The 12,785-nt window shown below is 71.7% G+C and carries 14 protein-coding genes; 7 read left to right on the top strand and 7 right to left on the bottom strand.

All coding sequences use genetic code 11. The features are described from left to right. Positions 1–109 precede the first annotated feature (109 nt). The gene (gene murJ / locus VFR90_RS09560) at positions 110–1,675 is read right to left on the bottom strand and encodes a murein biosynthesis integral membrane protein MurJ (RefSeq protein ID WP_326405894.1); all 1,566 of its coding nucleotides are present in this window, start codon (positions 1,673–1,675) and stop codon (positions 110–112) included. Between the two features lie 150 nt (positions 1,676–1,825). Here murJ and rpsT point away from each other — a divergent pair, with 150 nt between their 5' ends. After that, positions 1,826–2,119, top strand: coding sequence for a 30S ribosomal protein S20 (gene rpsT, locus VFR90_RS09555; RefSeq protein WP_326405893.1), 294 nt, complete (start codon positions 1,826–1,828; stop codon positions 2,117–2,119). Between the two features lie 69 nt (positions 2,120–2,188). Here rpsT and VFR90_RS09550 read toward each other — a convergent pair whose 3' ends face one another. After that, the gene (locus VFR90_RS09550) at positions 2,189–2,521 is read right to left on the bottom strand and encodes a DUF3579 domain-containing protein (RefSeq protein ID WP_326405892.1); all 333 of its coding nucleotides are present in this window, start codon (positions 2,519–2,521) and stop codon (positions 2,189–2,191) included. Between the two features lie 197 nt (positions 2,522–2,718). Here VFR90_RS09550 and VFR90_RS09545 point away from each other — a divergent pair, with 197 nt between their 5' ends. The 5 genes from VFR90_RS09545 (at position 2,719) to kynA (ending at position 7,949) form a co-directional block, all read left to right on the top strand. Then, positions 2,719–3,939: an aspartate aminotransferase family protein gene (locus tag VFR90_RS09545; protein WP_326405891.1), complete on the top strand. Its 1,221-nt coding sequence runs from the start codon at positions 2,719–2,721 to the stop codon at positions 3,937–3,939. Next, positions 3,936–4,892 carry an ornithine carbamoyltransferase gene (gene argF / locus VFR90_RS09540; protein ID WP_326405890.1) on the top strand — a complete coding sequence of 319 codons (957 nt, stop codon included), beginning with the start codon at positions 3,936–3,938 and terminating at the stop codon, positions 4,890–4,892. The genes VFR90_RS09545 and argF overlap by 4 nt, the downstream gene beginning before the upstream one ends. 114 nt (positions 4,893–5,006) lie before the next feature. Next, positions 5,007–5,690 (top strand): arylformamidase, encoded by a 684-nt coding sequence (gene kynB / locus VFR90_RS09535; protein ID WP_326405889.1) that lies wholly within the window; start codon positions 5,007–5,009, stop codon positions 5,688–5,690. Between the two features lie 64 nt (positions 5,691–5,754). After that, positions 5,755–7,056: a kynureninase gene (kynU, locus tag VFR90_RS09530; RefSeq protein WP_326405888.1), complete on the top strand. Its 1,302-nt coding sequence runs from the start codon at positions 5,755–5,757 to the stop codon at positions 7,054–7,056. Next, positions 7,053–7,949 (top strand): tryptophan 2,3-dioxygenase, encoded by an 897-nt coding sequence (gene kynA, locus VFR90_RS09525; protein ID WP_326405887.1) that lies wholly within the window; start codon positions 7,053–7,055, stop codon positions 7,947–7,949. The genes kynU and kynA overlap by 4 nt, the downstream gene beginning before the upstream one ends. A gap of 15 nt (positions 7,950–7,964) precedes the next feature. Here the strand turns inward: kynA and VFR90_RS09520 are convergent, their stop codons facing one another. Beyond that, the gene (locus VFR90_RS09520) at positions 7,965–8,447 is read right to left on the bottom strand and encodes an SRPBCC family protein (RefSeq protein ID WP_326405886.1); all 483 of its coding nucleotides are present in this window, start codon (positions 8,445–8,447) and stop codon (positions 7,965–7,967) included. An 89-nt stretch (positions 8,448–8,536) separates the two neighbouring features. After that, entirely contained in the window at positions 8,537–8,905 is a 369-nt protein-coding gene (locus VFR90_RS09515; protein ID WP_326405885.1) for a YdeI/OmpD-associated family protein, read from the bottom strand. Between the two features lie 45 nt (positions 8,906–8,950). Between VFR90_RS09515 and argG the strand changes: the two genes are divergently transcribed. After that, positions 8,951–10,291: an argininosuccinate synthase gene (gene argG, locus VFR90_RS09510; protein ID WP_326405884.1), complete on the top strand. Its 1,341-nt coding sequence runs from the start codon at positions 8,951–8,953 to the stop codon at positions 10,289–10,291. Between the two features lie 14 nt (positions 10,292–10,305). On the opposite strand, the gene VFR90_RS09505 is transcribed toward argG, so the two are convergent. From VFR90_RS09505 to VFR90_RS09495, 3 genes are all read right to left on the bottom strand, one after another. Beyond that, entirely contained in the window at positions 10,306–10,962 is a 657-nt protein-coding gene (locus tag VFR90_RS09505) for a glycine-rich domain-containing protein (RefSeq protein ID WP_326405883.1), read from the bottom strand. A gap of 93 nt (positions 10,963–11,055) precedes the next feature. Then, positions 11,056–11,514 carry an OmpA family protein gene (locus VFR90_RS09500; protein WP_326405882.1) on the bottom strand — a complete coding sequence of 153 codons (459 nt, stop codon included), beginning with the start codon at positions 11,512–11,514 and terminating at the stop codon, positions 11,056–11,058. Next, a partial coding sequence (locus VFR90_RS09495) for a TAXI family TRAP transporter solute-binding subunit (RefSeq protein WP_326405881.1) occupies positions 11,514–12,785 on the bottom strand: 1,272 nt, incomplete at its 5' end. The genes VFR90_RS09495 and VFR90_RS09500, both read right to left, overlap by 1 nt.

The raw sequence follows: 12,785 nt of genomic DNA, 5'->3' as shown, positions 1-12,785 counted from the left end.
TGCGCTTCGGCGGCATGCCGAAGCGTCGCGGCACTCTAGGAAGGCGGCGCAGCAGGGGAAGCCGGCTCCGGCCTCGGTGTCGCGTAGGCGCCGGCCTACGCGGCCGTGCTCAGCCGCGACGGACGAAGTCGCGCGGGCGCACGCCAAAGGCGAGCAGCACGCCGAAGTACACGAGCGCCGAACCGGCGAGCACCGCCGCAAGCAGTGCCGCGCGCTGGCCTTCGTGGGCGCCGAGCGCGACCCAGTCGAAACGGCGCGCGGCCCAGGCGAGGCCGACGCCCATCGCGGTGCTGGCCACGACGACCTTGGCGATGAACCACGGCCAGCCCGCCGCCGGCCGCCAGCTCGCCGAACGATGCAGCCCGATCAGCAGCCACAGCGCGTTAACCAGCGCGCCGCAGCCGATCGACAAGGCGAGCCCCGCATGTCCGAGCCACGGCACGAAAAGCAAATTCAGCAGCTGCGTCAGCACCAGCACCGCGACGGCCACCTTCACCGGCGTACGGATGTCCTGCTTCGCGTAATAGCCCGGCGTGACGACCTTCAGCGCGACCAGCCCGAGCAGCCCGGCGCCGTAGCCCTGCAAGGCGATCACGGTCTGCGCCACGTCGGCCGCCTCGAACGCGCCGCGGTGGTAGAGCACCGCGACCAGCGCCTGCGGAAACACGATCAACGCCACCGCGCAGGGCAGCGTGAACAGCAGCACCAGCCGCAGGCCCCAGTCGAGCAGGTTCGCATAGCGGGCGCCGTCGTCGGCCGCGCGGCTGGCCGCAAGCTGCGGCAGCAGCACCACGCCGAGCGCGACGCCGAGCAGCGCCGTCGGGAACTCCATCAGCCGGTCGGCGTAACTGAGCCAGGAGACGGCGCCCGGGCCGATCTGTGTCGCGATCTGGGTGTTGATCAGCAGCGAGATCTGCGCGACGGAGACCCCCAGCAGCGCCGGCGCCATCTGCTTGAGCACCCGCTTGACGCCCGGGTGCCCGACCGCGCTTCGTACGGCGCGCCAGCCAAGCCCGAAGCGCGGCAGCATGCCGATGCGCGCCAGCGCCGGCAACTGCACCGCGAGTTGCAGCACGCCGCCGAGCATCACGCCGACGGCCAGCGCGTAGACCGGCGCGATGCCGCGTGCTTCCAGGCGCGGCGCGAGCAGCCAGGCGCAGACGATCACCGCCAGGTTCAGCAGCACCGGCGTCGCCGCCGGCACCGCGAAGCGCTTCCATGTATTGAGCACGCCGGCCGACAGGGCGACCAGCGACATGAAGCCGATGTAAGGAAACATCCAGCGCGTGAGGCCGACCGCAAGCTCGAAGCCGCCCGAGGCCTGCAGGCCCTGCGCCATCAGCCACACGAGCACCGGCGCGGCGACGACGCCGGCCACGCAGGTGGCGGCCAGCGCCCACAGCAACACGGTCGCCACCGCGTCGACGAGCGCGCGCGTCGCCGCGTCGCCTTCCTGTGCGCGACTGTGCGCGAGCAGCGGCACGAAGGCCTGCGAGAACGCGCCTTCGGCGAAGAGCCGGCGCAGCAGGTTGGGGATGCGGAACGCTACGTTGAAGGCGTCGGTGACGACGCTGGCGCCGAAGGCGGCGGCGATGGCCTGCTCGCGCACCAGGCCGGTCACCCGCGAGGCCAGCGTCAGCAGCGAAACGAGCGAGGCGGCGCGCAGCAGGTTCATCGGGGGGCGCGGACGCGCGGTGGCCCGCCATTCAGGCGGCCGGCAGTATAGGAAGGCCCTTCCGTCCGGGCTGGAGCCTGCGGCAGGCGAGCGAGGCGCTGCTACACTCGCCGGCTTTTCACCCGCCACCGCCCGACGGGGCTCGTTTTCATGGCCACCTCCTCCAAAGTCAAGAAGTCGGTTCGCATCGCCTCGGGCCGCAAGCGCGCGCGCCAGGACGTGAAGCTGAACGCCGCGAACACGGCGCTGCGTTCCAAGTTCCGCACCGCGATCAAGGGCGTGCTGAAGGCGGTGGCGGCCGGCGACAAGGCGAAGGCCGGCGAAACCTTCCGGACCGCTCAGAAGGTGATCGACTCGATCGCTGGCAAGGGCATGTTCCACAAGAACAAGGCGGCCCGCCACAAGAGCCGCCTGGCGGCGAAGATCAAGTCGCTCGCCGCCTGATCGGCGCGCCGTTCGCTGCGGCGAGCATCGAAGCAAGAAGGGGCTGCGGCCCCTTTTTTCGTGGCCTTTTCAAGGCTTGGGCGGCGGCGCGTCCGGCACCAGGCAGGCCTCGGCAATCTGAAGCCGGTTGTCGCGCGCGAAGTTCATCACGAAGTCCCAGGCCATCGGCTCGACGTCCTTAAGCGCCTCGTTGACCACCACGCACTTGACGTCGCCGATCACGTTCGGCACGCAGTACGGCGAATAGCCGATGTAGGCGGAGCGTCCCTGCTGCGCGCCGCCGGGCCGGAAGCTCGACATCGCCCCGGCCAGGCGCTCCGCCCAGTCGCTCGGACGGAAGGTCCGACCGTCAAGGGTGATGCCGAGGATGAAGACCTCGCGCGGCTGGGCGGGTGGGGGCATGAGCACCTTCGTTATCGGCAGACGCCGCGTTCGATGAAGCCGACGCGACCGCGCCGAATTGTGCGGCGCACCAACGCGGCGATCCGGCAAGGCCGTGCAAGGCCGCGCCGGCGCGCGGCGGCCTGCGAGGACCCGCTCCCTAGAATCTGCGCGGCGCGGCACAGGGCCGCGTTCCTCTTTGTCTCCAAGGACCACCGATGAACGCCCCCGCCGCCGCTTTTGCCGAGTCCCATGTGATGAACACCTACGGTCGCCTGCCGTTCGCGTTGTCGCATGGCCGCGGCTGCACGGTCTGGGACACCGAAGGCCGCGAGTACCTCGACGCGCTCGGCGGCATCGCGGTCAACACGCTCGGCCACGCGCATCCGAAGCTGGTGCCGGCGCTGCAGGACCAGGTCGCGAAACTGATCCACTGCTCCAACTACTACCAGATGCCGCTGCAGGAGGAACTGGCGCGCCTGCTGTGCGAGTTCAGCGGCCTTGCCAATGCCTTCTTCTGCAGCACCGGGCTCGAAGCGAACGAGGCGGCGCTGAAGATCGCGCGCAAGTTCGGCCATGACAAGGGCGTCGACCGTCCCGAGGTCATCGTCTACGACAAGGCCTTCCATGGCCGTTCGATCGCGACGCTGTCGGCCACCGGCAATGCCAAGGTGCAAGCCGGCTTCGGCCCGCTGGTCGAAGGCTTCGTTCGGGTGCCGTTGAACGACGTCGCGGCGATCGAGGAGGTGGCGAACACGCGGCCGAACGTGGTCGCGGTGTTCCTCGAAGTGATCCAGGGCGAGGGCGGCGTGAACCCGGCGACCGTCGACTACCTGAAGGCCGTGCGCCGCCTCTGCGACGAGCACGACTGGCTGCTGATGCTCGACGAGGTGCAGTGCGGCATCGGCCGCACCGGCAAGTGGTTCGCGCACCAGTGGGCCGGCATCCGGCCCGACGTGATGCCGCTAGCCAAGGGGCTGGGCTCGGGCGTGCCGGTCGGGGCGGTGGTGTGCGGCCCGCGCGCCGCGAAGGTGCTCGGCCCGGGCAACCACGGCAGCACCTTCGGCGGCAACCCGCTGGCAATGCGCGCCGGCGTCGAGACGCTCAAGATCATGGTCGCCGACAAGCTGCTCGAACATGCGGCTGAGATCGGCGCCGTGCTGCGCGGCGCCTTGCAGCGCGAACTGGGCACGCTCGCCGGCGTGCGCGAGATCCGCGGCCAGGGCTTGATGCTCGGCATCGAGCTCGACCGCCCGTGTGCAGAGCTGCTCGGCCGCGCCGCGCAGGCCGGCCTGCTGATCAGCGTCACCGCCGAGCGCGTGATCCGCCTCGTGCCGCCGCTGGTGATGACCGCCGCCGAGGCCGAACGCGTCGTCGCGATCCTCGCGCCGCTGGTGCGCGACTTCCTCGCCACGCCGCCCGCGAAGGCCGCGCCATGAAGCCCGGCGCCAAGCTCGTGCGCCACTACCTGCAGTTCAGGGACTTCCGCGCCGAGGAGTACGCCTACCTGTTCGAGCGCGCCGCGATCATCAAGACGCGCTTCAAGAACTACGAGAAGTACACGCCGCTGTTCGACCGCACGCTGGCGATGATCTTCGAGAAGGCCAGCACCCGCACCCGCGTGAGCTTCGAGGCGGGCATGTACCAGATGGGCGGCTCGGTGGTGAACCTCACCACCGGCGACAGCCAGCTGGGCCGCGCCGAACCGGTCGAGGACACCGCGCGCGTCATCAGCCGCATGGTCGACCTGGTGATGATCCGCACCTTCGAGCAGCGCAAGCTCGAGCGCTTCGCCGCGCACTCGCGCGTGCCGGTGATCAACGGGCTGACCAACGAATACCACCCTTGCCAGATCCTCGCCGACCTGTTCACCTACATCGAGCACCGCGGCAACCCCTGGAGCCAGCCGCTCGAAGGCCTGAAGGGCAAGGTCGTGGCCTGGGTCGGCGACGGCAACAACATGGCGCATACCTGGCTGCAGGCAGCCGAGGTGCTTGGCTTCAAGGTGCGTGTCAGCACGCCCGGCGGCTACGGCATCGACCCGGCAGTCGCCGGCGTCAAGGACGCCGGTTGCTACCAGGTCTTCGCGAACCCGCTCGACGCCTGCCGCGGCGCTCACCTGGTCACCACCGACGTCTGGACCAGCATGGGCTACGAGGCCGAGAACGAGGCCCGGCTGAAGGCTTTCGCCGACTGGTGCGTGGACCGCGACATGATGGCCGTCGCCCAGCCCGACGCGCTGTTCATGCACTGCCTGCCGGCGCATCGCGGCGAAGAGGTCGAGGCCGAGGTCATCGACGGGCCGCAGTCGGTGGTGTGGGACGAGGCCGAGAACCGCATGCACGTGCAGAAGGCCCTGATGGAGTACCTGCTGCTCGGGCGCATCGGCTGAGCCGCCGCCGACCCCGAAGCCCGGGGGGCCACGGGTTGCGCCTGTGAAGCGCGGCGGCCAGGGCTGATAGAACGCTCGCAGCCCCGCCGCTCCGTTCGCGGCGGCGCTTCCACGATGCGCATCTGGGACATCTCCCCACCCGTCCACGCCGGCTCGCCGGTGTTCCCCGGCGACACCGCCTACCAGCAGCGCTGGGCTTCGAAGCTGGGCGCGCAGTCGCCGGTCAACGTCGCGTCGATCACCACCACGCCGCACGTCGGCGCGCATGCCGACGGCCCGCTGCACTACGACCCGCAGGGCGAGGCGATCGGCGCGGTGCCGCTCGAGCCCTACCTCGGCCGCTGCCGCGTCATCCACGCCTGGGGGTTCCAGGGGCCCGGCGCGCGCCACACGCAGCGGCTGCTGCGCTGGCCGCATCTGGAGCACGCGATCGACGCCGACCTGCCGCCGCGCGTGCTGCTGCGCACCTATTCGGTCGCGCCGCTGGATCGCTTCGATCCGCTGCTGCCCTCGTTCGCGCCCGAGACGATCGAGCGCCTGGCCGACCTCGGCGTGCAGCTCATCGGCATCGACAGCGCCAGCATCGACCCGGCCGACAGCAAGACGCTCGACAGCCACCACGCCGTGCGCCGCCGCCGCATGCGCATCCTCGAAAACCTCGTGCTCGACGAAGTGCCCGAAGGCGACTACGAGCTGATCGCACTGCCCTTGAAGCTCGTGCAGGCCGACGCCTCGCCGGTGCGGGCGGTGCTGCGCGAGCTGCCGCCGTCGCGGCCACGCCAGCCGGCGGCGGCCTGAGCGCCCGATCCGCGCCGGGCGCGGCGGGCTTGCACCGCCCCAAGCCGTCGCTGATACTTTAGTTATGAAGCTTTTCGACTGCGAGGCGCTCGACGCGGCCGACGTGCTGGCGCCGCTGCGCGAGCTGTTCGACCTCGCCCCCGGCACGGTCTACCTCGACGGCAACTCCCTCGGCGCCTTGCCCCACGCGACCGCCGCGCGCGTGCAGGCCGCGGTGCAGCACGAATGGGGCCGCGGGCTGATCGGCAGCTGGAACGGCGCCGACTGGATCGGGCTGCCCCGGCGCGTGGGCGACAAGATCGCGCGGCTCGTCGGCGCCGCGCCGGGCCAGCTGATTGCCGCGGACTCGACCTCGGTGAACCTCTACAAGGCCTTGTCGGCAGCGCTGCAGATCGCCGCAGCGCAGGGCGGCGTGAAACGCCGCGTCGTCGTCTCCGAGCGCAGCAACTTCCCGACCGACCTCTACATCGCCGAAAGCCTCGCGCGCGAACGCGGGCTCGCGCTGAAGCTGGTCGAGCCCGACGGCATCGACGCCGCGCTCGCGCAGGGCGACGTCGCGGTGCTGATGCTCACGCAGGTGAACTACCGCAGCGGCCGGCTGCACGACATGGCCGCCGTCACCGCCGCGGCGCACGCGGCCGGCGCGCTGACGGTGTGGGACCTCGCGCATTCGGCCGGCGCGCTGCCGGTGGATCTGCTGGGCAGCGACGCCGACTTCGCGGTCGGCTGCGGCTACAAGTACCTGAACGGCGGCCCCGGCGCGCCGGCGTTCGTCTGGCTGCATCCGCGCCACGCCGAGCGCATGGCGCGCGGCGACCTGTGGCAGCCGCTGTCGGGCTGGATGGGCCATGCGCGACCGTTCGACTTCACGCCGGCCTACGCGCCGGCCGAGGGCATCGCCGGCTGGCTGTGCGGCACGCCCGCGGTGCTCTCGCTGACCGCGCTCGAATGCGGCGTGGACACGCTGCTCGCGGCGGAGCCGCTCGGCGGCCTGGGCGCGCTGCGCCGCAAGTCGATCGCGCTCGGCGAGCTGTTCATCGAGCTCGTCGAATCGCGCTGCGCGGGCCACGGGCTCGAACTGGCCTCGCCGCGCGATGCCGCAGCGCGCGGCAGCCAGGTCAGCTTCGCGCTCGCGGGCCACGGCTACGCGGCGATGCAGGCGCTGATCGCGCGCGGCGTCGTCGGCGACTTCCGGGCCGGCGATGCGCGCGACCCGGCGACGACGCCCGACATCCTGCGCTTCGGCTTCACGCCGCTCTACACACGCTTCGCGGACGTGTGGAACGCGGTCGAGCAGTTGCGTCAGGTGCTCGAAGTGCGCGAGTGGAACCAGCCGCGCTTCCGCGCGCGCCACGCGGTGACATGACCTGCCCGCATCGCCCCGGTGCAGACGCCGACGCCGACCGGAAGGCCGGCGCCGTGCCGAGCACCGAAGACATCGTGCGCGACGAAGGCGCCCGCCTCGACTTCGCCCGCGAGATGAGCTACGGCGACTACCTGCACCTCGATGCGCTGCTCGACGCGCAGCACCCGCTGTCGCCGGCGCACGACGAGATGCTGTTCATCGTGCAGCACCAGACCAGCGAGCTGTGGATGAAGCTGCTGCTGCACGAGCTGCGCGCGGCGATCGCCAACCTCGCGCGCGACGAGCTGGCCGCGTCGTTCAAGCAGCTCGCGCGCGTCAGCAAGATCCTCGAGCAGCTGGTGCACGCCTGGGACGTGCTCGCGACGATGACGCCGCCCGAGTACTCGGCGCTGCGCCCCCACCTCGCGCAGAGCAGCGGCTTCCAGAGCTTCCAGTACAGGCGCATCGAGTTCGCGCTCGGCAACAAGAATGCGGCGATGCTCAAGCCGCACGTGCACGCACCGCAGCGGCTGGCCGAGGTCGATGCCGCGTGGCGCGCGCCGTCGCTGTACGACGAGGCGCTGCGGCTGCTCGCGCGGCGCGGCTTCGCGATCCCGGCCGATCGACTCGAGCGCGACTGGACCCTGCGCCACGAGGCAAGCGCCGAGGTCGAAGCCGCCTGGCTCGCCGTCTACCGCGACCCGAAGGCGCACTGGGACCTGTACCAGCTCGCCGAGGAACTGACCGACCTCGAAGACGCGTTCCGACTCTGGCGTTTCCGCCACGTCACCACCGTCGAGCGCGTGATCGGCTTCAAGCGCGGCACCGGCGGCACCGGCGGCGTCAGCTACCTGCGCAAGATGCTCGACGTGGTGCTGTTCCCGGAGATCTGGAGCGTGCGGACCAGCCTCTGACCGGCGTGTTCGCCGTCAGGGCTTCGGCTCCGGCGCGCCGACCAGCTTCGCCAGCTGTGCGGTCGCGACGCCCCAGCCGTCGTGGAAACCCATCTGCTCGTGGGCATCGCGATCCTCGGCGCTCCAGTGGCGCACCCGCGCGGTGTAGCGGGTGCCGCCGGCCTCGTCGGCGAAGGTGAGGATCACCGTCATGAAGGGCTTGGCCGAAGGCGTCCAGGCGTCGGTGTAGGCGTCGGTGAAGACCAGCCGCTCGTTCGGCACGACTTCGAGGTAGACGCCGCGGTTGGGCATCTCCTCGCCGTCCGGGCCCTGCATCACGACGAGGCTCGAACCGCCGGGCCGCACGTCCGTCTCGGCGTGCGAGGTCTTCCACGGTGGCGGCGTGAACCACTGGGTCATCAGAGCCGGCGTGGTCCAGGCGGCATAGAGCTTGTCGCGCGGCGCGCCGATCCAGCGGGTCAGCACGAGGTCGAGGTCGGTCGGGTTCGGGGCAGTCATGGTCGGTCCTTCGAGAAAGCGAGGTGGCGGTCTTCACACGACGATCGACGCGGCCCGGGATCGACAAGGCGATCGCCCAAGAAGCTCGATCAGCTCCACAGCCCCTGGCGCCGCGCCTCGTCGGCCTTGGCCTGGCCGCTCTCGTGCATCAGGCCCGCGGCCTCCAGCGCCTCGACGCGCCGGCGCACCGGCCCCGACCACGCGCTCTTCGGCTTGCGCGGCGCGAACCACAGCAGCGAGCGGCGATCGTCGAGCCGGCCTTCCTTGCTGTGGATCCAGCCGTAGCACAGCGCCTCGTCGATCGCTTCGTCGAGCGTCGGCGCCGCATGGTCGCTGCCCTTCTTCGCCATCACGAGCCACACGCCTTGGGTGTCGGTGTGATGCCGGTGCAGCCAGCGGCGCCAGGCCTTGCGGTCGTCGCAGACGACGGCATGGGGCGGCAGGCTGTCTCCGGGCATGCGGGCGAGAATACCGGCCCCTTGCAGCGCCCTTCTCGTCACCTCATGGCCACGATCCTCCAGCAGCTCCCCGCCGGCCAGAAGGTCGGCATCGCCTTCTCGGGCGGCCTCGACACCAGCGCCGCGCTGCTGTGGATGAAGACCAAGGGCGCGCTGCCCTACGCCTACACCGCGAACCTCGGCCAGCCGGACGAGCCCGACTACGACGCCATCCCGCAGAAGGCGCTGGCCTACGGTGCCGAGCGCGCCCGCCTCGTCGATTGCCGCGCGCAGCTCGTCGCCGAAGGCCTTGCCGCGTTGCAGGCCGGCGCCTTCCACATCAGCACCGCGGGCGTCACCTACTTCAACACGACGCCGATCGGCCGCGCGGTCACCGGCACGATGCTGGTCGCGGCGATGAAGGAGGACGAGGTCCACATCTGGGGCGACGGCAGCACCTTCAAGGGCAACGACATCGAGCGCTTCTACCGCTACGGCCTGCTCGCGAATCCGAAGCTCTCGATCTACAAGCCCTGGCTCGACCAGACCTTCATCGACGAGCTCGGCGGCCGCGCCGAGATGAGCGCCTTCATGGCGGCCGCCGGCCACGGCTACAAGATGAGCGCCGAGAAGGCCTACTCCACCGACTCGAACCTGCTCGGCGCGACCCACGAGGCGAAGAACCTGGAGCGGCTGGACAGCGGCATCCGCATCGTCAACCCGATCATGGGCGTCGCCTTCTGGCGCGACGAGGTTGCCGTGAAGCGCGAAGAGGTCCGCGTGCGCTTCGCCGAAGGCCGGCCGGTCGCGCTGAACGGCCGCGAGTTCGCGGATCCGGTCGAGCTGATGCTGGAAGCGAACCGGGTGGGCGGCCGCCACGGCCTGGGCATGAGCGACCAGATCGAGAACCGCATCATCGAAGCCAAGAGCCGCGGCATCTACGAGGCACCGGGGCTCGCGCTGCTGTTCATCGCCTACGAGCGCCTGATCACCGGCATCCACAACGAAGACACGATCGAGCAGTACCGCGACAACGGCCGCAAGCTCGGCCGCCTGCTCTACCAGGGCCGCTGGTTCGACCCGCAGGCCATCATGCTGCGGGAAGCCGCCGAGCGCTGGGTGGCGCGGGCGGTGACCGGCGAGGTCACGCTCGAGCTGCGCCGCGGCAACGACTACTCGATCCTCGACACGCAGTCGCCCAACCTCAGCTATGCGCCCGAGCGCTTGAGCATGGAGAAGGTGGAGGACGCGCCCTTCTCGCCGGCCGACCGCATCGGCCAGCTGACGATGCGCAACCTGGACATCGCCGACACGCGCGCGAAGCTCGGCCTCTACGCCGAAGCCGGCCTGCTGCGGCTCGGCAGCGCGGCGATGCCGCGGCTGGGGACCGACAAGGCGGAAGACTGATCGCGGCGCGGCGCTCAGTCGCCGCCACCGCCGCAGCCGCCGTCGCCCGAACCGTCGCTGCCGCCCGCTTCGCCACCGAAGCTGTCGCCCGAGCCCGCGCTGCTCCCGTCGCCGAAGCTGGTGCCGCAGTGCGTGCCGCCGTCGGCCTGGCGGTCGATGGCACGGCAGTCGGGCACGTAGACGAAGCCGCCGGCAATCGCGAGGCTGGCGTCGAGCGCGAACAGCAGCGGCAGCGCGGCCGGCGTGCGCGGGTCGATGCCTTCGAGCCGGCAGGCGTGGTACCAGGTGCGGCGCAGGCCGTCGTTGCGCTGGGCGTCGCGGCCCAGCGTTTCGGCCGGGCTGTGATGCAGGAAGTGGCCGAAGGCGTTGCGGCAGAAGCGCTCGTAGGCGCGCGTGTCGAGGATGAAGGCGTGCCACATCGCATCGACCGCCTGCGAAGGCATCGAGACGAAGGCCTTCGCGCGCCGGTGGCAGTGGAAAAACTGGCGCAGGCCGCGTTCGATGTCGGCGAGCTGCCGGTCGCTCAGTGCCGGGTAGCTCTTGCGCACCGCGGCGCGCAGGTAACGGGGAAACGGGGTCGCGTCGATCGCGCGGATCCGCGCGCTACGGCGCCAGTGCGCGAGGCAACCCCACAGCAGCAGGCCGGCCAAGGCCAGCACGAACCACTTCATGCCCTCTCTCCCTGCTTCTTCTTGTTGTCATGCTTGTTCTTCTTCGCCGCCCGATCCTCGCGGCGCCGCATGACGCCTCGGTGACGAGCCGGCTCAGCGCTTGGCGCTGCGCACGCCTATGAACTCCACCTCGGTGCGGCGGTTCTTCGCGCGGCCGGCGGCGCTGTCGTTGGGGGCGACGGGCCGCAGTTCGGACTGGCCTTCGGTGCGGATCGTCTCCGGCAGCAGCCCCTTGCCGACCAGGTAGCTCTTGACCGCTTCGGCGCGGCGCTCGGAGAGCCGCTCGTTGTAGTCGGCCGCGCCGACGCTGTCGGTGTGGCCGGTGGCGCGCACGGTCTGCCAGGTCACGTCCTTGAGCTTGCCGACTTCGGCGAGCAGCTTGTCGCGGTCTTCGCCGCGCACGGTGGCGTCGTCGAAGTCGAAGTTGGCGACCGCGCGCACGCTCACCGGCTCGACCGGGGCGTTCGCGCCGCCCTGTGCCGAAACGCCGAGCGCCGCAAGGGCCAGCGAGAGCGCCGCGCCGCCACGCGCGGCCGAAGCGTCGAGCCGCATCACGAGGCCTCCGGGGCTTGCGCCGCGCCCGCGGCGGTTTGCTGCGGGCGGCGCGGCGCCGGGGACGCGGCCGGGGGCGGCGCCGCCGCGGGCCCGGCCGCCTGGCTGGCGCAGTTGCGCAGCGCGCCCTGCGCTTCGGCCGCATAAGGCCAGCCCGCGTCGAGCTGCAAGTCGGGCCGCACCTCGCGCCACTTCGGATGGCCGTCGCGCTGCAGCGTCGGCAACTGCCGGCACAGCGCGGCGGCGACGCGCCCGACATCGACGCTCGGCGCCGCGCCCGCGGCGCCGGCCTCGGCGCGGCCGCCGCCGGCGACCAGGAAGGACATCACCGCGAGCGTCGGCGTCGTCGGGGCATCGGGCCCGGCGTCGGCGCCGGCGTCCAGCTGCGCGGTCAGCATGCTGCGCATCGCACGCTGCGTCGAAGCGTGGTTCCGATCGAGCGCAAGCAGCCGCAGGCCGCCGGCCATCTCGGGGTAGGCGCTGGCCCACGGCGCCGGGGCGTTGCCGACCAGCACCACCACGTCGACGCTGCGGCCGAGCAGCTCGTCGAGCGCCGCGGCCTCGCCGGCCAAGCTGCTGCGCTCGCTCGCCAGCGGCTTGTTGAACAGCCGCGCGTAGGCGGTGCGCACCGTCAGGGCGCGCGCGCCGGCCGGCGGCCCGATGTTGATCCGCTTGCCTTCGACCTGATGGATCCAGCGCAGCGGCGAATCGGCCCGCACGACGAAGGCCAGCTCCTCGGTGAACAGCGGCATCACGATGCGCAGCGGCCCAGCGCCGCCGTCGCCACGCGCGGCCTGCAGCGCGTCGTAGCGGGCGATCGCGAGCCGCGAGCCGTCGCGCAGGCTGCTCAGGTCCTCGAACCAGCCGCGCGAGTCCTGCACGGCGACGCCGGGGCCGCCGGCGCGGGCAAGCGCGCGGGTCAGGTCGTCGCCGATGCGCGACGCGAGCGCGTCGCCGGCACTCAGCGCGATGCGCCCGCGCGGCGCGGCGGCCAGCGGCGCGACCGCCGGCTCGATGTTCGCGAAGCCGCCCTGCGGCTGGGGCCGCATCGCCAGTTCGCCCTCGCGCTCCGGCGAGGCCCACCGTGCAGCGGCCAGCGCGCCGACCAGCGCCACCGCGGCGACGACGCCCAGCAGCCCCGCAGCCCCGCGCAGGCCCTTGCCGCCGCGCGGCCGTGCGGATGAAGCAGCCGACGCAGCCCGTGCAGCCGGCACGCGGTCACGCCGGCCACCGCTTGCCCGGCCGCCGGCCGAGCGCGGGTCGAAGCCGAG

The sequence above is a fragment of the Methylibium sp. genome (assembly GCF_035762065.1).
GTDB lineage: Bacteria > Pseudomonadota > Gammaproteobacteria > Burkholderiales > Burkholderiaceae_C > Methylibium.
The sequence above is the reverse complement of the archived record's forward strand: the minus strand, read 5'-3'. Positions and strand labels throughout refer to the sequence as shown.